Here is a 25,125-nt window from a genome sequence, read left to right as displayed (position 1 = left end):
AATAAATTCTGTATTTTTCCAATCGCCATGGCATTTACGCGATGGCGAATTGGAAAACGGAAACAATCTTACGATGCCGCGATAAACAACTCGCGCAACTGATGCAACTGGTCGCGGATTGTCGCAGCCTCTTCAAATTCAAGATTCTGCGCATGCTGCATCATCTGCCCTTCCAGCTCATGAATCTTCTGCTGCAGCGCTTTTGGCGTCATATCCAGTTCGACAATTTCAGACTTCGCGCCTGCGCGAGACTTCCCTTTGCCTTTCGCCTTAGTCTTCGCAATATTCTGACCCAGCGCCAGAATATCGACCACTTTCTTGTTCAGCCCCTGCGGCGTAATACCGTGTTCTTCGTTGTAGAGCTGCTGTTTCTCACGACGGCGTTCAGTTTCACCTATCGCCTTAGCCATTGAGGCGGTAATTTTGTCGCCGTAGAGAATAGCCTTCCCGTTGATATTACGCGCCGCACGACCGATGGTCTGAATAAGCGAACGTTCAGAACGCAGGAACCCTTCTTTGTCTGCGTCCAGAATCGCCACCAGTGAGACCTCAGGCATGTCCAGACCCTCACGTAACAGGTTGATACCCACCAGCACGTCAAACTCGCCCAGACGCAGGTCACGAATGATTTCCATACGTTCCACGGTATCGATGTCTGAGTGCAGATAGCGCACCCGCTCACCGTGCTCTTCGAGGTATTCGGTGAGATCCTCTGCCATCCGTTTCGTGAGCGTAGTGACCAGCACACGTTCGTTAATCGCCGCACGGATGCGGATCTCAGACAGCAGATCGTCAACCTGCGTCGCCACCGGGCGTACCTCAATGATTGGATCCAGCAGGCCGGTCGGTCGTACTACCTGATCGACGACGTCATCACCGGATTTCTCCAGCTCATAGTTGCCCGGCGTCGCTGAGACGTAGATGGTCTGCGGGGCCAGCGCTTCAAACTCTCCAAATTTAAGCGGACGGTTATCCAGCGCCGACGGCAGACGGAATCCGTATTCGACCAGAGTCTCTTTACGCGCCCGGTCACCACGATACATACCGCCAATTTGCGGGATAGTGACGTGGGATTCATCCACCACCAGCAGGCCGTCGGCAGGCAGGTAATCAAACAGCGTCGGCGGCGGCTCGCCGGGGCCACGCCCGGACAGATAGCGGGAGTAGTTTTCAATCCCCGAGCAGTAACCCAGCTCGTTCATCATTTCCAGATCGAACTGCGTACGCTGACTTAGCCGCTGTTCTTCCAGCAGTTTGTTATTTGCCAGCAGGACCTTGCGCCGTTCTGCCAGCTCAACTTTGATTTCTTCCATCGCCTGCACGATACGTTCGCGCGGCGTCACGTAGTGCGTTTTAGGATAGATGGTGTAGCGCGAAATCGTGGATTCAACCTGCCCGGTAAGCGGGTCAAACAGCGATAAACGTTCGACCTCTTCATCAAACAGTTCCACGCGCAGCGCGATGTCGTCGGATTCAGCCGGGAAAATGTCGATCACTTCACCACGCACGCGGAAGGTTCCGCGCTGAAATGCCTGATCGTTGCGGGTATATTGCAGTTCCGCCAGGCGGCGCAGGATCGCACGCTGGTCGATAATCATCCCTACCGTCAGATGCAGCATCATTTTCAGATACAGATCCGGATCGCCCAAACCATAGATAGCGGAAACTGACGCGACGACAACGACATCCCGACGTTCCAGCAGCGCTTTGGTCGCCGACAGACGCATCTGCTCAATATGTTCGTTAACCGAGGCATCCTTCTCGATGAAGGTGTCAGAACTTGGAACGTAGGCTTCCGGTTGATAATAGTCGTAGTAGGAGACGAAATACTCCACCGCGTTATCCGGGAAGAACTCTTTCATCTCACCGTACAACTGCGCGGCCAGCGTCTTATTGGGAGCCAGCACCATGGTAGGCCGCTGCAAGTCCGCAATTACGTTAGCGATGGTGAATGTCTTCCCCGAGCCCGTCACCCCCAGCAGCGTCTGATGCGCCAGACCATCCTCCAGCCCTTCTTCCAGACGGCGAATAGCCTCAGGCTGATCGCCAGAGGGTTTAAAAGCGGAATTTAGTTTGAACGGTTTACTCATGAGCAGCTACCTGAAGCAATGGGCGGGCAGGTGTGTAATTTTACTCGCAGTCGTATATTTTGCCAGTAAAATATACTGGATGAAAAAACAGTAACGCACCAGAATATTTCTGATACGCCATCAGAATGACCGTGACCGCAGGCTAAAATTTGGCCTCAGACAAGATAAAACACCAGCAAAAACGTGTTATCCCCAAAGCAATGACTTTTTTAACATTTGTCAAGCCGCCCGATGAAAGTTTTGTGGCAACGCATGACACTTCTGCGACAGCCATTGATTTTATCTAACATTCTGTAATTTAATGACTATTATCCCGAGCCTTCTTTCGCATCAATTTAGTCGCAGGCCGCGTCTTCTCTCGCTTACATTGTGTTTTCTAACTCTAATACACAAGGTTATCCACAGGAATAGTGGATAACTGCCTCCAGCCCGTATGGACTGTAGCCTGGCAAAAACGCCCTCACTCCCTTTTCCGGAGGGATAAAAAAAATTTATCGCTATTTTTTGATATTTATCAGCTAACGAAGCGGCCTGGAATGGCCGGGATCTTGCTCGCATTTTCATCATTTTCTTGCCTGCACCATTACGACACCGCCAGGCACTGGCAATGTGCACAAAACAACGCCAGCCCTCCGGCCAGCCAGACGTTACCGCCTGCGCGGCACACTCTCCTGCTGTTTTTTGACCCCAATCCCTCTTCTGGCAAGAGAATTGCAATTTTCTTCCGACGACCTGTACGTGGGGCGGATAGCATCATGCTGGAGGAATCTATGTTGAGTCTTCGCGCAGTGAATCATTATTACGGTAATCAACACTCCCTATGGGATGTGGATCTCGACCTGCTGCCCGGTAAATGTACCGGTGTGCTGGGGCTTCCAGGGATGGGAAAGACTACGCTGACCAATTGCATTATCGGCAATTTACCGATCGAAAGCGGCACCATGTTCTGGCATCAGGCTGGCGCGCCGCCGCGCGACCTGAGTCCCATTCCGGCGGCAAATCGCATCGCGCTGGGCATTAACTACGTTTCACAAGAGAGACGGATTTTTTCGCAATTGACGGTAGAGGAAAATCTGCATATTGCGCGCCAGGCGGTTGAGGAAAGCGAAACGATGAACAGCAGTGATATTTACCGCCTGTTTCCACAGTTGTTCGTACTGCGTCAGGCCAAAGGGGCGGCATTATCGGAAGATGATCAGCACCAGCTTGCGCTCGCCAGCGCGCTGGTCACACGCCCGCGCCTGCTGATCCTCGATGAGCCCACGCGGGGAAGTGGCCAGGCATATATCCACAAACTGGGGAACCTGGTTGTAAGGTTAAGCCAGGAGCTCGGCATCGCCATAATGCTCGCGGAGCAGAGCCTGCCGTTTATTCGTCGGGTCGCTGACTGCTACTGCCTGTTACACCGTGGGCGCAACGTGGCTCAGGGGCAAATCACACAGCTCAGCAACCCGCTAATCAACGACTGGGTGACGCCACAGACAAAACGCTAAGATCGATATAACGTCCTGTTGATGCCCGCTCCGGCTCTTCTGCCAGCCAGGGAATCTCCCCCAGCAGCGGAGCCGCAAGCACACGCCTGAGCGTTGCCATATATTCAGCATGACGCTTGCCAGGTGGCGTCACATCATTGGCGACCCATCCGGCAAGCGTCAGTCCGGCCTGCTGCACCGCCTGGGCGGTCAGCACAGCGTGGTTGATGCAGCCGAGCTTAACGCCAACCACCAGAATAACCGGCAGCTGCTCTGTTTTCACCCAGTCAGCAAAACTCAGCGTTGGCGAAAGCGGCGTAAACCACCCGCCGGCACCTTCCACCAGCACCCAGTCAGCCTGTTGTTCCAGCGCGCGTAAACCCGCAGACATTACAGAGGCCTGAATGGGGCGACCTTCGTCCGCGCTGATGATATGCGGTGAGGTAGGTTCCGCGAAGGTATAGGGGTTGATAGCCGCATAGTCCACCGTCACAACACTGTTGCGCTGTAATGCCAGGGCATCGCTATTGCGCAGACCTTCAACCGTCATTTCACTGCCCGACGCCACTGGCTTATAGCCGACGGTTCGCAATCCCCTCTGCCCCGCCGCCTGTAGCAACGCGCAGCTGGCGATAGTTTTCCCCACTTCGGTATCCGTCCCGGTGACAAAAAAAGTGTTAGTCACGTTGAATCACTCCCAAAAATAGATGATAGGTCAGCGGATATTTCCCCTGCTGGCAGGGCCAGGCTAGCTGTAGCTGGCGCAGCTGTGAGCGGGTCAGTACGCGCGGCTCGCGGCCATCATGCAAATGCGTCGCGCCAATGCCCTTCAGCGAGCGCATGGCGCTCAGCGCATCGTCAAACCACAGCGTGACGGCATGAGACTGGTATTCAACGTCCCACCCATGCAGGGCGTTTTCCAGTTGCTCCACGGGCAAAAAACGATTGGCGTGCTCCCGCTCATCAACCGCTCGCCACGCCTGACGAAGTTCCGGCATTGACCCCTGCGCCAGGGTACTAAACGCCACCGTCCCGCCAGGACGCACCACCCGGTAAAGCTCGCGTAACGCGCCGCGCAGATCGCTGCACCACTGTACGGCCAGATTGCTCCAGGCCAGGTCGAAAGTAGCAGCAGCCTGCGGAATGGCTTCAATATCCGCCAGCAAATAGCGGTGGGCGACATCGTGACGCTGCGCTTCAGTCAGCATTTGCGCCGACAGATCCAGCGCGCAGACCTCGCTCCCCTGCTCCCGCCAGTAACGACTCATACGCCCAGGCCCGCAGCCCGCATCTAAAACCTGAGAGAATGCCCGACCATCGAGTCGCGCCAGTAACGCATCGGCGCTCTGACGCTGGAGTTCCGCGTGTTGCTCATAGTGAGTAGCCGCGCGACCAAACGCGGCAGCAATCGCCTGCTTATTGACCTGCGCCATGCAGCACCTCCAGTAAGCGATCGATATCCTGGACTTCATGCGCCTGGGTCAGCGTAAGCCGCAGCCTGGCCGTACCAACCGGCACCGTCGGTGGGCGAATAGCCGTCACCCAGCATCCCTGTTGACGTAATGCCTCCGCCAGCTGCAAGGCTTTATGATTGTCGCCCACGATCAGTGGCTGAATGGCGCTGTCTGACTGCACCAGCGTTAAGTCCGGCGTATTCACCCCAGCGCGAAAACGCTGGATCAGCATCGCCAGTTTTTCTCTTCGCTCATCGCCTTCGCGGCTGCGGATCACCTCCAGCGCGGCGCGCAAGGCCTGGGCCTGCGCAGGAGGCATACTGGTGCTGTAGATCAGATGACGGGCAAACTGCAGCAGATAATCGGCCACGCTGTCTGAGCACAGGATTGCCGCGCCGCTGACGCCAAAACCTTTGCCAAACGTCACCACTAACAGCTCGGGTTTCACCTGCTGTCGGGAGCACGAACCGCGCCCTTCCTCACCGCTGACGCCAATCCCGTGCGCATCATCCACCAGCAACCACGCGCCCTGCTGCTCTGCCACCGCGTGAATTTCCGCCAGCGGTGCGCTATCGCCATCCATGCTGAACACCCCTTCAGTGACCACGAGTTGTTGCCCCGGACAGGGGGTAGTCAGCAGACGTTCCAGATGTTGCGGATCGTTATGGGGAAAGCGACGTAGCACGGCAGGGCTAAGGCTGGCAGCCTCCAGCAGTGAGGCATGGCTGAGCCGGTCAGCAACAATCCTGTCCTCTTTGCCCATCAGCGCGGCAATGACCGCCTGATTAGCGGCAAAACCGGAGATAAACAACAGCGCCCGTGAATAGCCGAGCCATTGCGCCAGCTCATCTTCCAGCGCCTGATGAGCAACGGAATAACCGCTGACATGACCCGAGCCGCCGCTGCCGACGCCAAAACGCTCAGCGCCTTGCTGCCACGCGCAGATAATATGCGGATGGTGGCTTAAGCCAAGGTAGTCGTTGCTGGAAAAGTTCAGGTACTGGCGACCGTCGGCCTGCAGCCAGCGACCGGCGCCCTGCGTCACCGCATAGCGCCGACGCAACGCATCAGCACGACGACGCGCCGTTAACGCATCGTCTATTTTTTGCTGCCAGGTCATACGGTTGCCGCGTTGTAGTATTCGTCGGTATCCGGGGTACGCAGCGCCTGTTCCAGGCGTTGCTGCTGTTCGTTATCGCCTGCCAGCACCGCCGTTTGCTGCGGATTGAGACCCAGCTTGCGAAACAACAGCAAATCCTTATCTTCGTTCGGGTTCGGCGTGGTCAGCAGTTTGCAGCCGTAGAAAATCGAGTTAGCTCCGGCCATAAAGCACATCGCCTGGGTTTGTTCGTTCATCTGCTCGCGTCCGGCTGAAAGACGGACATATGAAGTCGGCATCATGATCCGCGCCACGGCGATAGTACGAATAAAATCAAAGGCATCCACATCGTCGTTATCGGCAAGCGGCGTGCCTTTCACTTTCACCAGCATGTTGATCGGCACGCTTTCTGGCGGCGTTGGCAGATTCGCTAATTGCAGCAACAGACCCGCGCGGTCGGTCACCGTTTCCCCCAGTCCCACAATCCCGCCGGAGCAAACTTTAATGCCCGCCTCACGCACTTTATCCAGCGTATCCAGGCGCTCCTGGTACGAACGGGTTGTGATGATATTGCCGTAGAATTCCGGCGAGGTATCGAGGTTATGGTTGTAGTAGTCCAGACCCGCATTGGCCAGCCGCTGGGCCTGATTTTCGTTCAGCGTACCCAGCGTCATACACGCTTCCAGCCCCAGTTCTTTTACGCCCTGAACCATCTGTTCCAGGTAAGGCATGTCGCGTTCGTGTGGATTCTTCCACGCCGCGCCCATGCAAAACCGCGTTGAACCGGCCTGTTTCGCTTTACGCGCAGAGTCCAGTACCTGTTCAACCTCCATCAAACGTTCAGTTTCCAGACCGGTTTTATAGCGGGAGCTTTGTGGGCAGTATTTGCAGTCTTCCGGGCAGGCACCGGTCTTAATCGACAGCAGCGTACTGACCTGAACCTGCCGCGGATCGAAGTGCTGACGGTGAACCTGCTGCGCTTCAAACAGCAGATCCAACAGGGGTTTATCAAATAATTCGGTGACTTGCGACATTGTCCAGCGAGAAGAATGAGCCATATTGGTATACGTTTCGTTATGAGTTTGGTGTAGACTCGTAAACCTAAATCTTTTTAATTTGGTTTACAAGTCGATTATGACAACGGACGATCTTGCGTTTGACCAACGCCATATCTGGCACCCTTACACCTCCATGACCTCCCCGTTACCGGTTTATCCGGTGGCGCGTGCCGAAGGTTGCGAACTGATTTTAGCCAGCGGTGAGAAGCTGATAGACGGCATGTCGTCCTGGTGGGCGGCGATCCACGGTTACAATCACCCACAGCTGAACGCCGCGATGAAAACGCAGATTGATGCCATGTCACATGTGATGTTTGGCGGCATTACCCATGCCCCGGCCATTGCGTTGTGCCGCCAGTTGGTGGCGATGACGCCAGAGGCGCTGGAGTGCGTTTTTCTCGCGGATTCAGGTTCGGTCGCCGTAGAAGTAGCAATGAAAATGGCGCTGCAATACTGGCAAGCCAAAGGCGAATCCCGTCAGCGTTTCCTGACATTTCGAAACGGTTATCACGGCGATACCTTCGGCGCGATGTCGGTCTGCGATCCCGACAACTCGATGCACAGTCTGTGGAAGGGTTATCTGCCGGAAAACCTGTTTGCGCCCGCCCCGCAAAGCCGCATGGACGGCGAGTGGGACGAACTGGATATGGTGCCTTTTGCCCGCCTGATGGCCGCGCATCGCCACGAGATTGCGGCGGTGATCCTTGAGCCGATTGTGCAGGGCGCTGGCGGCATGCGCATGTATCATCCCGAATGGTTAAAACGCATCCGTAAGATGTGCGACCGTGAAGGGATCCTGCTGATTGCCGATGAAATCGCCACGGGATTTGGTCGTACAGGCAAGCTTTTTGCCTGTGAACACGCCAACATAACCCCGGACATTTTGTGTCTGGGCAAAGCGTTAACCGGCGGAACCATGACCCTTTCCGCCACCCTGACCACGCGTCAGGTCGCGGAAACCATCAGCAACGGTGAAGCTGGATGCTTCATGCACGGTCCAACCTTTATGGGTAATCCGCTGGCCTGCGCCGTCGCCTCCGCCAGCCTGTCGTTACTCGAAACCGGTGAGTGGCGCTCACAGGTAGCGGCTATTGAAGCGCAACTGCGGACAGAACTCGCCACGGCGGCAGACTCCAGTTGGGTAGCCGACGTGCGTGTACTCGGCGCCATCGGTGTGATCGAAACCACGCATCCGGTGAATATGGCGGCATTACAGAAGTTCTTTGTTGAACAGGGCGTGTGGGTACGACCGTTTGGCAAACTGATCTATCTGATGCCGCCGTACATTATTCAGCCCGATCAGTTGCATCGTCTGACCCAGGCCGTAAACGAGGCTGTGCGCAGTGCAACATTTTTTAGCGATTAATCAGCGCCCGGTCCGGACGTGGAAAAGTGAAACAGCCCGGATTATTCGATGACTGATTAAGTAACAATATTTAGACATGAAGGCCGGATTATTCCGGCCTTTTTTTATTTGCATCAAAGAAATTGCAAATCGTTTTATGTCGATGCTGAGCAAAAATTGACGGGTGATTTAGTAAGCGATAGCGTGAATTTGTCACGTAAGTGATTAAAGTGAAAGGATTTTATGAGATTTTCCTTAAATGGAGTTTTAAGAAAATGGCTATTCCAGCTTATTTATGGCTCAAAGATGACGGCGGCGCTGATATCAAAGGTTCCGTCGATGTTCATGGACGTGAGGGCAGTATCGAGATTTTAGGTCTGAATCATGGTGTATCGCTGCCAACAGACCCCGCCACAGGCAAAGCGACAGCAACACGTCAACATGCCCCATTCACATTTGACAAGGAAACTGATGCTTCAACGCCTTATCTGTATAAGGCTGTAACCACAGGGCAAAAGCTCAAATTGGCAGAAGTGAAATTTTATCGCATCAATGATGCGGGTCAGGAAGTTGAATACTTCAGCATGATGATGGAAAACGTAACTGTAATCAGCATAGGCCCAGTTATGTATGACGTTAAATCGCAGTACGGTGAAAAGCGTAATCATCTGGACGTCGTGGAATTGATGTACGAGAAAATAACCTGGCGTTACGCGGACGGTAACATCATTCACTCGGACAGTTGGAAGGAACGCGTAACCGCGTAAGGAGACAGTCATGGCATGGAAATATGAGCAGAGCACATGCAAATTATACAGCGGTTCTGAACTGGTGGAGACCGGCTACTCTGGCAATCTGACGAATAAGAACAACCCGGACCGGCAGCATGTCCGGAGTATGGGGCCGATCCCGCGTGGAACATATAGTATTAACGGACATTCATCCTCTAAAGGCCCTTATACTATCATTCTTGTGCAGACCTCTGGTGAATCTTTTGGTCGTACTGATTTCCGCATTCACGGAGAACGCGTGGGTATGCCAGCAGGATTCGCCTCAGCGGGCTGTATTATTATGTCCCTCTCAACGCGCCGCCGGATTTTACGTGAAGGCGGCCCGCTTGAGGTTGTACGATGAAACGGCTCGCATTGTTGCTACTACTTCCGTTTATTGTGGCCACTTCAGCAGCTGGCGAAGTGAACTGGCCCGATGCGCTGAAAGGCGTGGCTGCGGGCGATCAAGCGTGGCTGAATAAAACGCCAGAACTCGCGGCTGCGGCAGATGTTAAGCAGGCCATTAAACTGGAAGATGCTTTATCTGCTGCCCTAACAGCAAATACAACCGGCGCTCTTGATGCGCTCAGCGTCATTGACGCGGGAAAATGGCCGCACATGATCGGGACTGATATTGTCTGCGGAGTGCCTGTTGAAGCTCCAGCAACCGTTGAGGATTTTTATCAGCGGACACGTCCTGCGTTGTTAAGCACTGATAAGGGCGCTCGCTGCTTGTGGTTCCTCGAAGCAACATATGAGGAATGGAAAGCAGACAACGCCCGTCAGGTTAAGTAAGATAATTAACCCGGTCAATATGGCCGGGTCCTTTCCTCCGCTTCCCTTTGATTTTTCGTGCCGCAAGCGCTCAGGCGCTGAACCCTCTCAGCCGCTCCCTGAATACTCAACACCACACAATAACCGCTCATGCAGTGGGTTTTAACCGACAGCACTGGCACGCCGCACACGTTCCGGCACCCAGTAAGGATTATTAAATGACATTTCCCGTCCCGACCGTTGCGGAAAGTACCGACCGCCAGTTACGCGATATTCAGAACACGCTACCCGATGAGAACGTCGACACCAGCAGCGACAGCGACTACGCCGTCCGGGCTAATGCTGTATCAGGCGTGGCGGACGATCTCTACGCCTATCAGGGCTGGATTATTCGCCAGATTTTCCCTGATACCGCCGAGAAGGAGTATCTGGAGTTTACTCGATGCCGCACTGGCTGGACTGGTCACCAGTGCGAATAAAGTATCCTACTTCACCGGAGAGGATAAGGCAGCGCTGGCTGATTTAACTTCTGTTGGTCGTGACATTATCAGCAAGAACGCTATTGCCGACATTCTCACATACCTTGGTTTGCACGAGACCGGATTTGCCCCCCTTGATTGAACGCAAAACAGTCCAGAATATTTCGCCACGCTACATACGGTTCCTGGCTACACTTTTTGGCTAACGAGAGGAGTCAGCATGAAACTAATCAGTAACGATCTGCGCGATGGCGAAAAGCTTGCGCATCGCCACGTCTTTAACGGCATGGGGTATGACGGGGATAATATTTCCCCGCATCTGGCGTGGGATGACGTGCCAGCAGGGACCAAAAGCTTTGTCGTGACCTGCTACGATCCTGATGCGCCAACCGGCTCCGGCTGGTGGCACTGGGTGGTGGTAAATCTGCCAGCAGATACCCGCGTACTCACGCAAGGCTTCGGCTCCGGGCTGGTTGCGCTGCCGGATGGAGTGATTCAGACCCGTACGGATTTTGGGAAAGCAGGTTATGGTGGTGCTGCGCCGCCGAAGGGTGAAACCCATCGCTATATCTTTACGGTTCACGCGCTGGATGTGGAGCGTATTGATGTCGATAAGGACGCCAGCGGCGCGATGGTTGGCTTTAACGTTCACTTCCACTCGCTCGCCAGCGCCTCGATTACGGCGATGTTCAGTTAAGCTGTGTTGTGCCGGATGTCGGCTTCGCCGCATCCGGCCTACTAAACAAGGCTTCTCTACAGAAATTCAGGCAACAATTTCAACAATGTCCCCTGGGCTAACAGTTCGGTTGCACATTCAATATCCGGAGCAAAAAAGCGATCCTGCGTATAGTGGGCAACCTGCTCGCGCAGAGCCTGGCGCGCCAGCTCCAGCAGCGGGCTTGAGGTTAACCCTTCACGCAGGTCAATCCCCTGACACGCCGCCAGCCACTCCACGGCAATCACGCCGCGCGTATTCGCTGCCATCTCCCACAACCTGCGGCCCGCTGCCGGTGCCATAGACACATGATCTTCCTGGTTGGCGGAGGTCGGCAAGCTGTCCACGCTGTGCGGATGCGCCAGCGCTTTGTTCTCGCTCGCCAGCGCGGCCGCGGTTACCTGAGCAATCATAAAGCCGGAGTTCACCCCGCCGTTTTTCACCAGGAACGGCGGCAACTGCGACATATGTTTGTCCATCATCAGCGCAATGCGTCGCTCTGATAACGCCCCGATTTCCGCAATCGCCAGCGCCAGATTATCTGCCGCCATCGCCACCGGTTCAGCATGGAAGTTGCCGCCGGAAATGACATCGCCCTCTTCGGCAAACACCAGCGGGTTGTCGGAAACCGCGTTGGCTTCTACCAGCAAGACCTCCATTACCTGACGCATTTGCGTCAGGCACGCCCCCATCACCTGCGGCTGACAGCGCAAAGAATACGGATCCTGCACTTTTTCACAGTTATGATGCGACTGGGAAAGCGCGCTGGTGTCGGTCAACACGTGGCGGTACAGCGTTGCGGCATCAATCTGCCCACGCTGTCCTCGTGCGGCATGAATACGGGCATCAAACGGACGACGAGAGCCCAATACCGCTTCGGTGGTCAGCGCCCCACACACCGTCGCAGACGCGAACAGCTCCTGGGCTTCAATTAACCCGCGCAGCGCAAAGGCTGTGGAAGCCTGGGTACCGTTGAGCAGCGCCAGCCCTTCTTTCGCCTCCAGCGTAATCGGCTCCAGCCCGGCCTTTTTCAGCGCTTCAGTCGCCGGAAGCCATTCCCCCTGCCAGCGCGCTTTACCTTCGCCCAGCAGCGTCAGAGACATATGCGCCAGCGGTGCCAGGTCGCCCGATGCGCCCACTGACCCTTTCGCCGGGATCAGTGGATACACCCCGGCATTCACCAGCGCAATCAGCGCTTCAATCACGCTGAGACGAATACCCGAAAAACCCCGCGCCAGGCTGTTGATTTTCAGCACCATAATCAGGCGTACCATCGCGTCATCGAGCGCCTCACCAACGCCTGCCGCATGGGAAAGCACCAGCGAACGCTGTAAATTCTGCAAATCTTCCGTGGCGATACGGGTCTGAGCCAGCAGGCCAAAGCCGGTATTAATGCCATACGCCGTACGGCCTTCAGCGACAATATTATTGACGCAGGCGACGCTTGCGTTGATCGCATCAATCGCCCCGGCATCCAGGCTCAGTTTGACCGGCTGCTGCCAAATGTCGCGTAGTTGCGCAAAACTCAGATGACCCGGCGTTAATGTCATGGTGTTCATATCAGCGTTTCTCCTGCGTCGCCGCGACCATCGGCAAATTTAGCCCTTCTTCGACGGCGCATTCCACCGCAATGTCATACCCGGCGTCGGCGTGGCGCATCACCCCGGTAGCCGGATCGTTATGTAATACCCGGGCGATACGCGCTGCGGCTTCATCAGTGCCATCGCAAACAATCACCATCCCGGCATGCTGGGAGAAGCCCATTCCTACCCCGCCACCGTGATGCAGTGACACCCAGGTTGCACCGCTGGCGGTGTTAAGCAGCGCGTTCAGCAGCGGCCAGTCGGATACTGCATCAGAACCGTCACGCATGGCTTCGGTTTCGCGGTTCGGGCTGGCGACGGAGCCGGAATCCAGATGATCACGGCCAATAACAATCGGCGCAGACACTTCGCCGCTGCGCACCATTTCATTAAACGCCAGCCCCAGTTTTTGACGCCATTCCAGACCGACCCAGCAGATACGCGCCGGTAATCCCTGGAAGTTAATCCGCTCACGCGCCATATCCAGCCAGTGGTGCAGATGTTTATCGTCAGCCACGATCTCTTTCACTTTGGCATCCGTTTTATAAATATCCTGCGGATCGCCGGAAAGCGCCACCCAACGGAACGGGCCAATGCCGCGGCAGAACAGAGGGCGAATATAAGCAGGGACGAAACCGGGGAAATCAAAGGCGTTTTCCACGCCCATCTCTTTGGCCATCTGGCGAATGTTATTGCCGTAATCAAACGTCGGCACGCCCATTTTGCTGAACGCCAGCATTGCCTCGACGTGCGTTGCCATTGAGCGTTTCGCCGCCTGTACCGTGCCCTGCGGATCGGACACCGCTTTCGCCTGATACGCTTCCCAGCTCCAGCCGGACGGCAGATAACCATGCAGCGGATCGTGGGCGCTGGTCTGGTCAGTGACCATATCCGGGCGCACACCGCGCTTCACCAGTTCCGGCACAACGTCGGCGGCGTTAGCGCATAGCGCAATGGAGACCGCTTTACCCTCGCGGGTGTACTTTTCGATACGTGCCAGCGCGTCGTCAAGCGATGTCGCCTGCTCGTCCACGTAGCGGGTACGCAGACGGAAATCGATCCGGCTTTGCTGGCACTCAATATTCAGCGAGCAAGCACCTGCCAGCGTTGCGGCTAACGGTTGCGCCCCCCCCATGCCGCCCAGCCCGGCGGTCAGCACCCAGCGTCCGCTCAGGTTACCCTGATAATGCTGACGCCCGGCCTCAACGAAGGTTTCATAAGTCCCCTGCACGATGCCCTGGCTGCCGATGTAGATCCAGCTCCCGGCGGTCATCTGGCCATACATCGCCAGCCCTTTGGCGTCCAGCTCGTTGAAGTGTTCCCATGTAGCCCAATGTGGCACCAGGTTGGAGTTGGCAATCAGCACGCGCGGCGCATTGTCATGGGTTTTGAAAACGCCAACCGGTTTACCGGACTGGACCAGCAGGGTCTCATCGGTCTCCAGTTTGGTCAGCGCGTTGACGATGGCGTCATAACATTCCCAGTCCCGCGCGGCGCGACCAATCCCGCCGTATACCACCAGCTCATGCGGATTTTCCGCCACTTCGGGATCCAGGTTGTTCATTAACATGCGCAGCGGCGCTTCGGTCAGCCAGCTTTTGGCCGTTAACGTGGTGCCGCGTGGGGCACGAATATCCTGCTGACGGTACTTGCTATGAGACATGGTAGAGCACTCCTCGCGAACGATCGGACAGATAAGTAACATATACTTGTCTATACAAGTTGTCGCAAGCGTGCTTTTAACAAAAAAGATACAATTTTATTATACTGCGGCAGCAATCACGCTTTTCAGGACATAAACCGCCCTTGCAGACGATAGCGGGAACCCGGGAAGAGCAAACGGGCATGAGAGACAATGGATGACGCAGACCAGGTTTTACGGCGGATCAGCAGACAGGGATCGTGTTCTTTGATATTCAGCAGCGCGCACTCTTCGGCACTGGCGCGGACCGCTTCAACAATATGCTCGCCTTCCGTTAAAGGGGCTATCAGCGACAGATACGCATGCGGCGTAGTCTGGCTGTAATCTTGCGCCAGATACGCTGGCACAATTTCGGCATTCACGCAGCGATCTTCAATCTGCACCGGCAGTTCGTTCTCGTAGTGCACCATGACAGAGTGAAAAATGGAGGTGCCTTCTTTGACGTTTAACACCAAAGCCTGCTGCGCGCTTGCCTGGGTTCGTTCAAGCGTGATCACCTCGCAGCGGTGCTGATGCTGACGGGCGTTGATTTCATCCGCGATGCTGCGAATTTCAAATAGCGCAGACTGGCCCTTCGGCTCGGCGACAAACGTCCCTACGCCCTGCAAGCGAACCAGTAACCCTTCATCCGTTAACTCACGCAGCGCCCGGTTGATGGTCATGCGGCTGAAACCATACTGCGCCACCAGCTCCGCCTCAGAGGGAATGCGATCGTGAGGTTGCCAGATACCGCTGGCAATCTTTTCGCTGATCTCCTGTTTGACCTTTTCGTAAAAAGGTGCCGGAGCAGAACGGGATGGGAGCATGCGTAAGCCTTCCTTAAGCTGAGAATGTGAGTGGGTACAGTTTACAGGCATTACCCGAACCTGATAAGCGCAACGCCATCAGGTATATCAGTGCCACCAGTGCGCGATTTGCCAACCTAATCTCGCCGCAACGCGCGCCGCTCTGCCATCATCGTCAAAGCGCGGATTAAATTCAACCATATCCACCGCCTGCAGTTTACCGCTACGACACAGGGGTTCAATCAGACTCAGCAGCGTCGCCAACGGTACGCCCAGCGCAGCGGGTGCCGACACGCCGGGCATTTCCCACACCGGCAGCACGTCGAGATCGATAGTCAGATAGATAACATCCAGGTTGGCGACAAACTGCGCTAACTGCGCCTGCGCCGTTGCACAGAACAGATCCTCCACCACGGTCACACCGAGCCGCTGCGCCTCATCCCATAACGCCTGGGTGTTTGCCGCCCGACTGACGCCGATACAGGCATAGTGAAATTCACGCTGCTGTTCATCGCAAAGCTGCGCCAGTTGGCGAAACGGTGTACCGGAAGTAGCCTGATCGGCATGGCGCAAATCGAGGTGCGCATCGAAGTTGACGATCCCCACTTTCGCCTGCGGGAACGCATCCAGCACGCCTGCGCCGTGCGCAAATGCGGTTTCGTGTCCTCCCCCCAGAACAAAGGTACGTATATTCTCCTGCTGACAGCGCTGCACCGCATTGCGTAGCGCCTGCTGCGCGCCCTCAAGATCGGGGGCCTGCGCCACAATATTTCCCAGATCTACCAGCCGATGATGCCCATCGTGGCTGGCTAAATTCGCCAGCGCCTTGCGCAGCACATCGGGCGCTCCGGCGGCTCCCGTCCGGCCCTGATTACGTTTCACGCCTTCGTCGCAGGCAAACCCGAGCAGCGCTATCTGCTCGCGATACATTTCTGGGCTAAATGTCGGGCTCAGCGTGATAGTCTGAAACAGGCGCAGCGCATTCGGCGATTCGGCGCGATCATCACGTCCCTGCCACAGCGCAGGTGAAACAGGTTGCCAGTGAGTCATACTATTTGTCCTTTGAATACGCGTTGGTAGAGCGGGTTGCGCCCCGGTTCATACAGGATCTCGACCGGGAGAGTGGCATCCCACACCACAAAATCGGCCACAAACCCGGCCTTCAATTGACCATGAGTGGTATGACGTCCCAGCGCCCGGGCCGCATGACGGGTGACGCCCGCCCATGCTTCTTCCGGCGTTAAGCCAAACTGAACGCAGGCCATATTCATCGCCCAGTGCAGGCTGATAAACGGGCTGGTACCTGGGTTAAAATCTGTCGCCACCGCCATCGGTACCTGATACTGACGCAGCAATGCCACCGGTGGACGCTGTTGCTCTTTAAGGAAATAGAATGCGCCGGGCAGTAGTACGCCGACCGTACCGCTTTGGCTCATCGCCGCTACGCCCGCTTCATCGAGATATTCAATATGATCGGCGGATAACCCGTGGTAGCGGCTTACCAGCTGTGCGCCACCCAGCAATGACAGCTGTTCAACATGGCCTTTAATCGGGATGCCCAACGCCTGCGCGGCCTGAAACACTCGCTCGCTCTGCGCCAACGAAAAACCCACGCTTTCACAAAACAGATCGACGGTCTCGAACAGTCCTTGTTCCCACAGCTGCGGCAAAATGGTCTCGCACACCAGCGTAATATAGCCGTCAGGATCATCCCGATATTCTGCTGGAGTCGCATGGGCAGCCAACAGCGTGGGGCTTATTTCAATGATATTCTCCGCCGCCAGCGCGGCTGCCACGCGCAATATTTTCTCTTCTGTCTGCAAATCCAGGCCGTAACCGGATTTTATTTCCAGCAACGTAACGCCTTCTTTGATCAGCTGTTCCATACGCTGATGCGCTAGATGTAAGAGTTGCTCATCACTGGCGCTGCGGGTTGCTGATACGGTGGCATTGATACCCCCACCCTGGGCGCTTATCTGCTGGTAGGAGACACCGTTTAGCCGCTGCTCCCATTCACCTGCGCGGTTTCCACCAAAGACCAGATGCGTATGACAGTCAATCAGGCCAGGTGTAATTAGCCTGCCCTGGATATCAAAGGTATTGTCATGTGTGAGATAGAGCGATGACTCCGGGACGATATCGCGAATCTTACCCTGGCGGACGATCAGCGCATGACCCTCCACCAGCCCATACGGGGTGTTACGTTCGGGATCCATGGTCGCCAGACGAACATTGCGCCAGATAACATCATCAGGGAAGAATTGCTGCATTCGACTCACCACTTGTCATAGGTTGTATAGACATTTATTTTTGATTATACGGATGTTGTCAACCTGAAGGACCGTAATTGTTATGTATTTGTGATATAAGGACTCTCCGCGCCGGGCATTACGGCGATAAAAACAACTTTTTACCTTTTAACCTTCCCGTTTCGCTCAACTTAGTATAAAAAAGCAGGCTTCAATGGATAACTTTCAAAGCCCGGAGCAACCTGTGAACATATCATCAGTTTCCCGTCTGGCGCTGGCAATGGCTTTTGGCGTGACGCTGACCGCCTGTAGCTCTACGCCGCCCGATCAAATTCCTTCCGATCAGACCGCGCCAGGTACCTCTTCGCGCCCGATCTTGTCGGCCAATGAAGCGAATAACTTCGTTGCTGCACACTATTTTTCCGCGCTGACGCCAAACACCGCGCCGTGGAGCCCTTCTGCTATTTCTCTGCCTGCACAGCCTGACTTCGTGGTTGGCCCGGCTGGGACTCAGGGCGTCACCCATACCAGCATTCAGGCTGCGGTTGATGCGGCAATCATCAAACGTACTAACAAACGTCAGTACATCGCGATTATGCCGGGCGAGTATCAGGGCACGGTATATATCCCGGCAGCAACGGGGAGTCTGACGCTGTACGGTATGGGCGAAAAACCGCTGGATGTGAAAATTGGCCAGGCTATTGATGGTGACATGAGCACCGCAGACTGGCGTCGTACGGTGAACCCGGGCGGTAAATACATGCCGGGTAAACCGGCGTGGTATATGTTTGATAATTGCCAGAACAAGCGCGGCACAAATATTGGCGTGATGTGTTCTGCCGTCGTCTGGTCGCAAAATAACGGTCTGCAATTGCAGAACCTGACCATCGAAAACAATCTGGGTGACAGCGTTGATGCGGGTAATCACCCGGCCGTTGCGCTACGTACCGATGGCGATAAAGTGCAGATCAATAAGGTCAACATCCTCGGTCGCCAGAATACGTTTTTCGTGACTAACAGCGGCGTACAAAACCGTCTGGAAAACGATCGTCAACCGCGTACTTTGGTAACCAATAGCTACATTGAAGGCGATGTGGATATTGTTTCCGGTCGCGGCGCCGTGGTGTTCGATAACACCGATTTCCGCGTTGTGAACTCCCGTACGCAGCAAGAAGCCTATGTGTTTGCACCAGCGACGCAGTCAAACATCTACTACGGCTTCCTCGCCACAAATAGCCGCTTCACGGCGAGTGGTGATGGCGTGGCACAGTTGGGCCGCTCGCTGGATGTCGATTCAAACACAAACGGTCAGGTCGTTATCCGCGACAGCGTGATCAACGAAGGCTTTAACATGGCAAAACCATGGGCTGACAGCGTTATCTCGAAGCGTCCTTTTGCCGGTAATACCGGTGCACAAGATGACAAAGGTGAAATCCAGCGCAATCTGAACGACACCAACTTCAACCGTATGTGGGAATACAACAACCGCGGTATCGGTAGCAAAGTGGTTGCCGAACCGAAGCAGTAATCACAGCCATCAAACCGCTGGCGGGAACACTCCCGCCAGCCCCCTTCACCGCTTTCAACGTCTTTTCTTCACACAGGTCATATTTTCACCAACGCAGGTTTGAAATCGATCGCGTGAATCAATCTATTTATAGCCAAAATAATTCGAGTTGTATGAAGGCAAGCCCAGGCGCTAACATAAGTCAGTTACAGAAACGCTTAACTGGATAAATATTATCCAGCCGCTAAACTCAATTTTTAACCCAAAATAGATAAAAGCCAATCCATATTAATTTCAATATATTAACCATATCAATATATATCACTCTCCAGAAAAGGAAAATTACCGTAACGTAATCTAAAAATAACTCAAAAAAAAACCTTATGATATTTGTTATATATAAAATATATATATTGGAAAATGATTCAAAAAACAACTCATCTGACCAGTCACCCTTTTTCCTAATTATCCCGTCACAACTTTTAGCTTCTGGTGCTTTCTTAAAAATGCCGCATATAATGTTTTGGCACAGTGAGTGCGGAGTTAATTTTTAATTTTTCAGTAACCAGCAATATCTAAGGATTGATAGACATGAAAAGCATGATTCATTCATGGAAAAAAAAGGCGGCTCAGTATCGTGAGCTGAAAAAGCAGAAAGGCGTAACGCTACTTGAAATTATTATCGTTCTGGGCATTATCGGTATTATTGCTGCGGGCGTGGTAATTTTGGCACAGCGTGCGTTTGCTGCACAGGACATGACCGATGTTGTTGATAATACCAACACAATTCGCGTATCGATGACTGATGTATATCGTGATGCGAACGGTTATCCAGGGTCTACTGATCTGACTGGTATCACTAAAGCTATGTTGGATAAAGATAAAACGGAAGCTAACCCAACATACAAGGGGCCAGTTATGACCATGCTGAAAATGGGTAAACTGACCACGGGTGAGGCTTTTAACGGTTTCTCCAATGAACCATTTGAAATTGGGCCTGCAAGCATTGGTGCTAATGCTACTGATACTAAAGCAAAAGGCTTCTATATTTCCGTGAATGGTTTAAGTCAGGAGGAGTGTCGTAATCTCCTTTCTCAGACCGCTAGCAACTGGGATTATGTCGCAACTGCGGTTGTTGCTGCTGGAAGTCAGAGTACCTATGCTGTAGCACCTCCTGCTGACGCTGGTACTGCTGTAGCAGCGAAGTTGTTGATGGGTGTGGGGGCTGCTGCACCGATCATTAAAACACTGGCTGGTGATATCATCTCTCCGGACGTGATTACGGGTTCTTCTGTCTGTACAGACCCTGGTTCTGCTAACGCAGTCATCCTCGGTAGCCGTTAATTTATAGCGTTATTTTCTAATAAATTGCCCCCATGTATATGGGGGCATTGTTTATACCACGGACGGAAAAATGTCGTACAAATACCTCAAAAAAAACGTTCGCCCGCAGGCAGGTGTCACCCTTCTTGAAATGATTCTTGTGCTTGCCATTATCGGCATGTGTCTGATGACTTATGCAAATTATAAACGAAAAGAAGCACAGCAAAGTCACCAGCTTATTGTCGCTGATATGATCGTCCGTGATATTTCTGGCGTAATGCGCTTTATTGCGCAAAATAAATTGAATGTTCTGGGTGGCGGTGAAGAAGCCAACCCACTATTCGGGACGAAAAATACTAACGTCGCCATCGCGAATTATGATAATCGCGTCACCAATAAAACATTACAGGATCAACCCTATCCCAATACGGATACAGACAAGTTTTATTCCGGCTGGTCTGTTGGTGTATCAACGCAAGCCCAGGTGTCACCGACCCGGGGTTCTCGCTATCTGTTTCTGGGTAGTGAATGTAAAAATAAAGGAAAACTACCCTTCGCCCTTGCGGAGTCCATGCTGCCGTGTGAACTGCGCCCTGGCGCCGAATCGCTGGATCTGATGCTGGAACGCGTGGACTTCGTCAACAACATTCGGCAAGCAGGCACCAGCGGGCCAGGTATTGAACGTGTCGATTTCTACCTCACCTACCAGACAGAGGCCGAGAACGAAGGTCTCCATTTTGCCGGATTTATTAAGCCGCTGGAAAAAGCGCTGAAAAGCGTTGATCTCGGCTATCTGCAGGCGGTGGTGTTTGAAATCGAGGGTAACGGTAATTTTAGCCTGGTAACAACGGCCGCAGGCCAACCGCTGCAGATGGGGGACGTTCCCAATCATATGGACAGGCTCAATACAAATAAACGTTACGGCATTCGCTTAAGCTTAGACAAAAGCAGTGAAGATATTGCAGCCGATGGTTCTATTCCAACTGCCAAACTGTGCTGGAACGATGCCAAAGACGAGGCTGGACCGTGCATTACGGCGATTGATGAAGACCGCCTGCTGATTACCAGCAGCGATGCGGAAGGCAAAGATAAAAACGAACCGGCGATGTGCTGGAGCAGAGAGCAAAACAAGAGCACGCTATGCCTGGCGGCAATGAACAGCAACGGCGTCAATCCTGGCACGGATAACCCGGACGATCGCATTCTGCATCTGCGTACCAGCGCGGATAAAACAGACGGTAGCGAGGTGGAACCTGCTTCACCAAGTTCACTCAAAGGCACCACCGGCACGCTGTACGCCAATATCGTGATGGAAAATACCTCGCGCAAGCATCCGGAAAAATGGCATGTGGCTTACGATCAAGCAGAGGCGAATGCGCTTAAGGATGGCAAACAGGGTGGTGATAATGCCGAACGCGTATTTTCTGATGCCTTCAGTGGTCAGTATGAGCTGGTGACGCCCACCACCACCTTTTATCAGTCATTTAAAAACGATTATCCGCAGGGTAAAGGTCCGACAGGGGCTGATACTATTTATACAGCCGCAAATGATATTACAAATTACGCTGGTCTCTTAAGTGAGCCGGGCGTAATTCGTTTACCGTTGCAAACGTGTCCTAAAGTCACCGGTATCGATAAAGACGGTAACACCACGCTGCGAAGCCTCTATCCCCGCCTGTCGGTCGCCATATCATCGGTCGCGGCAGATGAGAATGCTGAAACAGACACTGGTTATACTGACTACACCCAGCAGGGGGCAACGCGTTTGAATACCGTTAAAACCCGCAACAAAGTGGGGGCGGTAGCGGGTGTTGCGATCCAGGCCAATATTGTGATTAACAAAGATACTGCAGCCCCTGCCAACGATCCGGTGAAAAGGGACAAAAACGGAACCTTTGAGGACTGGATCGCGGAAGACTGGTTCAAAGGTGCAGGTACCAAGGACGACCCCGCCCCCTTCTGGTTAATCAGCGCCACCTCGGCAATGATTAATCCCGATGGTGATGGTATCAATAAAATGAATCCGCAGTCTCTCTCAGTGGTGATTAACCAGTGGTGCAGCACGATCCCGCAAGGGGGAATGATTTCATCCGAAGGTTACGCCTGGAGTGAGGCGGTACCGAATAAGTATGTGCTCCATTCTCTTGTTGCGGAAGATAACGATCTTAAGTTTTACAAAGAAAACGGTAATGAACTTGATATTCCGGACCATGAAAGAATCACCTATTAATCATTGGAAGAGTAAGATGAAAAAAACATGGATAATTGGGGCTGCCGTGTCCGCATTATTAGGCAGCCAGGGAAGTTTTGCCGCCAGCGCACCAGCCGGGCAAAAAATTGACGCAGGGATGTTAACCACCACGCCAGTGAAAGAAAGTACAACCACGCCGCGAAATCCCTTTTCAGGGGATGATACGGTGAAAAGCGTCGCACCTGTCAGTGCGCCAGTAGTGGAAATAAAAATTGATTTACTGGAAGAGGAGTTATTAAGCCAGCAGCTCACAAAATGGGCGCAGCAAAATGGCTATAAGCTGCTCTGGAACAGCTCAACTGATTTTGTTATTTACAAGGCAATTCATTTGCAGGGTAAATCAATACAGGATGTGCTGGTTAAACTTGGACAAGTATTTACGTCAGAAAACTACGGGCTGGTGATTAAAGACTACCAGGCGAATAACGTACTGATCATTGATGAGCAGTAATTAAGCAAGGGAATAATGCTATGAAAATTAAAGTTTCGCTTCTGGCGTTGACGCTGGCTCTTCAGGGTTGTACGTCTATTGATACCAAATACGATAAAAGTATTGTCCAGCAGGAAACCGGCAACCCGACCACTCCGGATGAGATGAAAACGACCGGTTATATAAAATATAACGAGCCTTATCTGGGCAAAAAGGTTGAATATAACTCCCGTAAACAGGCGCTGCTGCGTAAGCAGGTGAGTATTCAGTCTTACGAGCCTACCGATCTGGCGACAATTCTTGAGGCGGTGACCGCGCAAACCGGTATTAGCTACCGTATTAATACTTCCATTCCCGGTGGAAAATCGGATGCGGGGGAACCGGAGTTCCGTAGCGTTAAGTTCAACGGAACGTTTGAGGAATTTACCCGCTATATTTCCGCGCTATATGACGTGAACCCAGTGCTGGATAACAACGGCGTGCTGGTCGTCTCTTATTTCCAGAACTATGTGCTGAAGCTCGATTTTTACGGCGAAGAGAATAAGTTTGAGACCAGTCTCGATCTGTCCGGTAATCAAGCCACCTCCAGCGGCGGTCTGAAAGGCAAAGCCGAGACCAAATTTTCATCCAGCTTCTGGGACGACGTTGAGGATATGGCAGAAAAATTTGTCTCCAGCGGCGTTTACAGCATTTTTAAAGACGCCTCGATTCTGACGATCACCGCGCGCCCTTCAGAGTATCACGCGCTGAATGAGTCGCTGAAGAAATTCCAGGCGGATAATACCCGTCAGTTTGTCGTGACTTACAAAATATTTACCCTTGATAAGCGCAAAACGAAAGAGCTGGGCGGTGGGGTCAATATGACCTTCAACGACGGGACCTCCTCTTTTGGTATCGACAGCTCAGAAATGCTGATGAAGCTCTCCGGAGGCTTAACCGCAGGCTGGACCAATCAGCATATGAATATCAGCTCTCAACTGGATGCCCTGTACGAACTCACCGGCAGTAAGGTGATCCAGAGCGGTTCGTTTATTACCCGCAATAACATCCCTATTCCACTCAACATGACCACGTCGCAATATTATGTCTCCAGTCGCACCAGGGAAGAAGATTCCAATTCAGGAGACGTCAGTACGGAGGTGGAAACCACGGAACTGGTCACTGGTACCAGCTTTATTCTTACCCCGCGTATCTTAACGGACGGGCGAATTGAAGTGGCCAGCGGCTTTACCAAGCGCTACCTCAACTCAATCGATACCTTTGATGAAGTTCAACTGCCGTCGGTAAGCACGACGGAAATGTTTAACATTTCCACAATTACGCCGGGTAGCCTGCTGCTGGTCAGCAAATACGAAGCGAAAGAGGATTCTGACGGTCAGGGATGGTCGGTGCTGGCAGGCTCGGTTACCAACAGCGATCATGTCGAAACCGTGGTGATGGTAGTCGGTATTGATAATTACCGTGCCCCAACGCAGACCCGATGAGGGCATCATGCTTAAGCACTTATCAGAAAATCGGGTATTAATTGATCTGGTCTGGAGCTACGAGCCTGCCTCTCACGAGCCTTATTATCTTGACTGGTTATCACATTTGCGGCGAACCCATCGCCAGTTAACGGGCCAGTCTGATGAAGGGGAAATGGTTACGGGTTTCTGTACCAAACACTCCACCTTATATGAGCCTTTCGCCCTGTGGATGAAAGCCCTGTACGGTGACGGTATTTATTATTATGAGCAGGCGGAAAGCTGCTATTTCCTGATTATCTCGCACGGTGTTCCCGTTTCGGGCAGCGATCGTCTGGTCTCCAGACGCTTCTGGATGAAGCTGAAAGAACAGCTGAAAGAATCGCCACAGTATGCGGAGCTACCGTTAATTCAGTTAACGGAACAGCACATTGAGGCGGTGATTGAAGGCTGTACTGAACATCAACGGCGGCAGAAAAAGCGGCGACAGATGATGATCGGCGTTCTGATAGCAGGCGGCATCGTATTTTTACTGGTGTTTATGACACTACTGAAATTATTTATAAAAGGATGAGA

General features: G+C 53.4%; 23 protein-coding genes and 1 pseudogene. 14 read left to right on the top strand and 10 right to left on the bottom strand.

Features of this window, described 5'->3' with window-relative positions; all coding sequences use genetic code 11:
• Nucleotides 1–68 precede the first annotated feature (68 nt).
• Nucleotides 69–2,090 carry an excinuclease ABC subunit UvrB gene (gene uvrB, locus B9P82_RS01590; protein ID WP_101699853.1) on the bottom strand — a complete coding sequence of 674 codons (2,022 nt, stop codon included), beginning with the start codon at nt 2,088–2,090 and terminating at the stop codon, nt 69–71.
• A 770-nt stretch (nt 2,091–2,860) separates the two neighbouring features.
• Here uvrB and B9P82_RS01580 point away from each other — a divergent pair.
• The gene (locus tag B9P82_RS01580) at nt 2,861–3,583 is read left to right on the top strand and encodes an ATP-binding cassette domain-containing protein (protein WP_049282683.1); all 723 of its coding nucleotides are present in this window, start codon (nt 2,861–2,863) and stop codon (nt 3,581–3,583) included.
• On the opposite strand, the gene bioD is transcribed toward B9P82_RS01580, so the two are convergent.
• From bioD to bioB, 4 genes are read right to left on the bottom strand one after another with little or no spacing between them, the layout of a single operon-like run.
• The gene (gene bioD / locus B9P82_RS01575) at nt 3,549–4,247 is read right to left on the bottom strand and encodes a dethiobiotin synthase (RefSeq protein WP_101699852.1); all 699 of its coding nucleotides are present in this window, start codon (nt 4,245–4,247) and stop codon (nt 3,549–3,551) included. The genes B9P82_RS01580 and bioD overlap by 35 nt on opposite strands.
• Entirely contained in the window at nt 4,240–4,995 is a 756-nt protein-coding gene (gene bioC, locus B9P82_RS01570) for a malonyl-ACP O-methyltransferase BioC (RefSeq protein WP_016156049.1), read from the bottom strand. Before bioC ends, bioD begins: the two co-directional genes overlap by 8 nt.
• Nucleotides 4,979–6,136, bottom strand: coding sequence for an 8-amino-7-oxononanoate synthase (gene bioF / locus B9P82_RS01565; RefSeq protein ID WP_101699851.1), 1,158 nt, complete (start codon nt 6,134–6,136; stop codon nt 4,979–4,981). The genes bioC and bioF overlap by 17 nt, the downstream gene beginning before the upstream one ends.
• Nucleotides 6,133–7,173 (bottom strand): biotin synthase BioB, encoded by a 1,041-nt coding sequence (gene bioB, locus B9P82_RS01560; protein WP_047501291.1) that lies wholly within the window; start codon nt 7,171–7,173, stop codon nt 6,133–6,135. Before bioB ends, bioF begins: the two co-directional genes overlap by 4 nt.
• A 76-nt stretch (nt 7,174–7,249) precedes the next feature.
• Here bioB and bioA point away from each other — a divergent pair, with 76 nt between their 5' ends.
• The 7 genes and pseudogenes from bioA to B9P82_RS01525 all read left to right on the top strand — a co-directional run bounded on the left by bioA (nt 7,250) and on the right by B9P82_RS01525 (nt 11,238).
• Complete coding sequence (bioA, locus tag B9P82_RS01555; protein WP_101699850.1) at nt 7,250–8,539, top strand: adenosylmethionine--8-amino-7-oxononanoate transaminase; 1,290 nt, start codon at nt 7,250–7,252, stop codon at nt 8,537–8,539.
• Nucleotides 8,540–8,793: 254 nt separating this feature from the next.
• Nucleotides 8,794–9,285 carry an Hcp family type VI secretion system effector gene (locus B9P82_RS01550; protein ID WP_047415235.1) on the top strand — a complete coding sequence of 164 codons (492 nt, stop codon included), beginning with the start codon at nt 8,794–8,796 and terminating at the stop codon, nt 9,283–9,285.
• 10 nt (nt 9,286–9,295) lie between these two features.
• Entirely contained in the window at nt 9,296–9,652 is a 357-nt protein-coding gene (locus tag B9P82_RS01545) for a tlde1 domain-containing protein (protein WP_101699849.1), read from the top strand.
• Nucleotides 9,649–10,083, top strand: a complete 435-nt coding sequence (locus B9P82_RS01540) for a hypothetical protein (protein WP_016156045.1) — start codon at nt 9,649–9,651, stop codon at nt 10,081–10,083. Before B9P82_RS01545 ends, B9P82_RS01540 begins: the two co-directional genes overlap by 4 nt.
• 197 nt (nt 10,084–10,280) lie before the next feature.
• The gene (locus tag B9P82_RS01535) at nt 10,281–10,541 is read left to right on the top strand and encodes a hypothetical protein (protein WP_019076331.1); all 261 of its coding nucleotides are present in this window, start codon (nt 10,281–10,283) and stop codon (nt 10,539–10,541) included.
• A pseudogene (locus B9P82_RS28795) lies at nt 10,510–10,662 on the top strand (phage tail protein); the annotation flags it as partial. The gene B9P82_RS01535 and the pseudogene B9P82_RS28795, both read left to right, overlap by 32 nt.
• 99 nt (nt 10,663–10,761) lie before the next feature.
• Nucleotides 10,762–11,238 (top strand): kinase inhibitor, encoded by a 477-nt coding sequence (locus B9P82_RS01525; protein WP_080859034.1) that lies wholly within the window; start codon nt 10,762–10,764, stop codon nt 11,236–11,238.
• A 56-nt stretch (nt 11,239–11,294) separates the two neighbouring features.
• On the opposite strand, the gene hutH is transcribed toward B9P82_RS01525, so the two are convergent.
• The 5 genes from hutH to hutI form a co-directional block, all read right to left on the bottom strand.
• Entirely contained in the window at nt 11,295–12,815 is a 1,521-nt protein-coding gene (hutH, locus tag B9P82_RS01520) for a histidine ammonia-lyase (RefSeq protein ID WP_101699848.1), read from the bottom strand.
• Nucleotide 12,816: 1 nt separating this feature from the next.
• Nucleotides 12,817–14,502 (bottom strand): urocanate hydratase, encoded by a 1,686-nt coding sequence (gene hutU, locus B9P82_RS01515; protein WP_047415227.1) that lies wholly within the window; start codon nt 14,500–14,502, stop codon nt 12,817–12,819.
• A gap of 125 nt (nt 14,503–14,627) precedes the next feature.
• Nucleotides 14,628–15,347, bottom strand: coding sequence for a histidine utilization repressor (locus tag B9P82_RS01510; RefSeq protein ID WP_016152334.1), 720 nt, complete (start codon nt 15,345–15,347; stop codon nt 14,628–14,630).
• Between the two features lie 87 nt (nt 15,348–15,434).
• Nucleotides 15,435–16,376 (bottom strand): formimidoylglutamase, encoded by a 942-nt coding sequence (gene hutG, locus B9P82_RS01505; RefSeq protein WP_101699847.1) that lies wholly within the window; start codon nt 16,374–16,376, stop codon nt 15,435–15,437.
• A complete protein-coding gene (hutI, locus tag B9P82_RS01500) occupies nt 16,373–17,596 on the bottom strand; it encodes an imidazolonepropionase (RefSeq protein ID WP_101699846.1) in 1,224 nt (407 codons plus the stop codon). Before hutI ends, hutG begins: the two co-directional genes overlap by 4 nt.
• Nucleotides 17,597–17,819: 223 nt before the next feature.
• Here hutI and B9P82_RS01495 point away from each other — a divergent pair, with 223 nt between their 5' ends.
• The 6 genes from B9P82_RS01495 to B9P82_RS01470 all read left to right on the top strand — a co-directional run bounded on the left by B9P82_RS01495 (nt 17,820) and on the right by B9P82_RS01470 (nt 25,123).
• Nucleotides 17,820–19,103 (top strand): putative acyl-CoA thioester hydrolase, encoded by a 1,284-nt coding sequence (locus B9P82_RS01495; protein WP_101700005.1) that lies wholly within the window; start codon nt 17,820–17,822, stop codon nt 19,101–19,103.
• A gap of 570 nt (nt 19,104–19,673) precedes the next feature.
• Nucleotides 19,674–20,426: a prepilin-type N-terminal cleavage/methylation domain-containing protein gene (locus B9P82_RS01490; protein ID WP_101699845.1), complete on the top strand. Its 753-nt coding sequence runs from the start codon at nt 19,674–19,676 to the stop codon at nt 20,424–20,426.
• A gap of 70 nt (nt 20,427–20,496) precedes the next feature.
• Entirely contained in the window at nt 20,497–22,635 is a 2,139-nt protein-coding gene (locus tag B9P82_RS01485; RefSeq protein ID WP_101699844.1) for a prepilin-type N-terminal cleavage/methylation domain-containing protein, read from the top strand.
• A 16-nt stretch (nt 22,636–22,651) separates the two neighbouring features.
• Entirely contained in the window at nt 22,652–23,107 is a 456-nt protein-coding gene (locus tag B9P82_RS01480; protein WP_101699843.1) for a TcpQ domain-containing protein, read from the top strand.
• Between the two features lie 20 nt (nt 23,108–23,127).
• On the top strand, nt 23,128–24,570 hold the full coding sequence (locus B9P82_RS01475) for a type II and III secretion system protein (RefSeq protein WP_101699842.1): 1,443 nt from the start codon (nt 23,128–23,130) through the stop codon (nt 24,568–24,570).
• A gap of 7 nt (nt 24,571–24,577) precedes the next feature.
• Nucleotides 24,578–25,123: a hypothetical protein gene (locus B9P82_RS01470; protein ID WP_016156034.1), complete on the top strand. Its 546-nt coding sequence runs from the start codon at nt 24,578–24,580 to the stop codon at nt 25,121–25,123.
• The last annotated feature ends 2 nt before the right edge of the window (nt 25,124–25,125 follow it).

This window comes from Citrobacter sp. L55 (genome assembly GCF_002850715.1).
In the GTDB taxonomy this organism is placed as follows: domain Bacteria; phylum Pseudomonadota; class Gammaproteobacteria; order Enterobacterales; family Enterobacteriaceae; genus Citrobacter; species Citrobacter braakii.
This window is presented reverse-complemented; position numbering and strand designations above follow the sequence as displayed.

Coding starts and splice junctions, on each gene's coding strand:
- B9P82_RS01535 (WP_019076331.1), top strand. CDS start 10,281: ATGACATTTCCCGTCCCGACCGTTGCGGAAAGTACCGACCGCCAGTTA.
- B9P82_RS01485 (WP_101699844.1), top strand. CDS start 20,497: ATGTCGTACAAATACCTCAAAAAAAACGTTCGCCCGCAGGCAGGTGTC.
- B9P82_RS01540 (WP_016156045.1), top strand. CDS start 9,649: ATGAAACGGCTCGCATTGTTGCTACTACTTCCGTTTATTGTGGCCACT.
- B9P82_RS01545 (WP_101699849.1), top strand. CDS start 9,296: ATGGCATGGAAATATGAGCAGAGCACATGCAAATTATACAGCGGTTCT.
- uvrB (WP_101699853.1), bottom strand. CDS start 2,090: ATGAGTAAACCGTTCAAACTAAATTCCGCTTTTAAACCCTCTGGCGAT.
- B9P82_RS01510 (WP_016152334.1), bottom strand. CDS start 15,347: ATGCTCCCATCCCGTTCTGCTCCGGCACCTTTTTACGAAAAGGTCAAA.
- hutI (WP_101699846.1), bottom strand. CDS start 17,596: ATGCAGCAATTCTTCCCTGATGATGTTATCTGGCGCAATGTTCGTCTG.
- B9P82_RS01550 (WP_047415235.1), top strand. CDS start 8,794: ATGGCTATTCCAGCTTATTTATGGCTCAAAGATGACGGCGGCGCTGAT.
- B9P82_RS01490 (WP_101699845.1), top strand. CDS start 19,674: ATGAAAAGCATGATTCATTCATGGAAAAAAAAGGCGGCTCAGTATCGT.
- hutG (WP_101699847.1), bottom strand. CDS start 16,376: ATGACTCACTGGCAACCTGTTTCACCTGCGCTGTGGCAGGGACGTGAT.
- hutH (WP_101699848.1), bottom strand. CDS start 12,815: ATGAACACCATGACATTAACGCCGGGTCATCTGAGTTTTGCGCAACTA.
- B9P82_RS01480 (WP_101699843.1), top strand. CDS start 22,652: ATGAAAAAAACATGGATAATTGGGGCTGCCGTGTCCGCATTATTAGGC.
- B9P82_RS01580 (WP_049282683.1), top strand. CDS start 2,861: ATGTTGAGTCTTCGCGCAGTGAATCATTATTACGGTAATCAACACTCC.
- bioF (WP_101699851.1), bottom strand. CDS start 6,136: ATGACCTGGCAGCAAAAAATAGACGATGCGTTAACGGCGCGTCGTCGT.
- B9P82_RS01525 (WP_080859034.1), top strand. CDS start 10,762: ATGAAACTAATCAGTAACGATCTGCGCGATGGCGAAAAGCTTGCGCAT.
- B9P82_RS01475 (WP_101699842.1), top strand. CDS start 23,128: ATGAAAATTAAAGTTTCGCTTCTGGCGTTGACGCTGGCTCTTCAGGGT.
- hutU (WP_047415227.1), bottom strand. CDS start 14,502: ATGTCTCATAGCAAGTACCGTCAGCAGGATATTCGTGCCCCACGCGGC.
- bioA (WP_101699850.1), top strand. CDS start 7,250: ATGACAACGGACGATCTTGCGTTTGACCAACGCCATATCTGGCACCCT.
- B9P82_RS01470 (WP_016156034.1), top strand. CDS start 24,578: ATGCTTAAGCACTTATCAGAAAATCGGGTATTAATTGATCTGGTCTGG.
- bioB (WP_047501291.1), bottom strand. CDS start 7,173: ATGGCTCATTCTTCTCGCTGGACAATGTCGCAAGTCACCGAATTATTT.
- bioC (WP_016156049.1), bottom strand. CDS start 4,995: ATGGCGCAGGTCAATAAGCAGGCGATTGCTGCCGCGTTTGGTCGCGCG.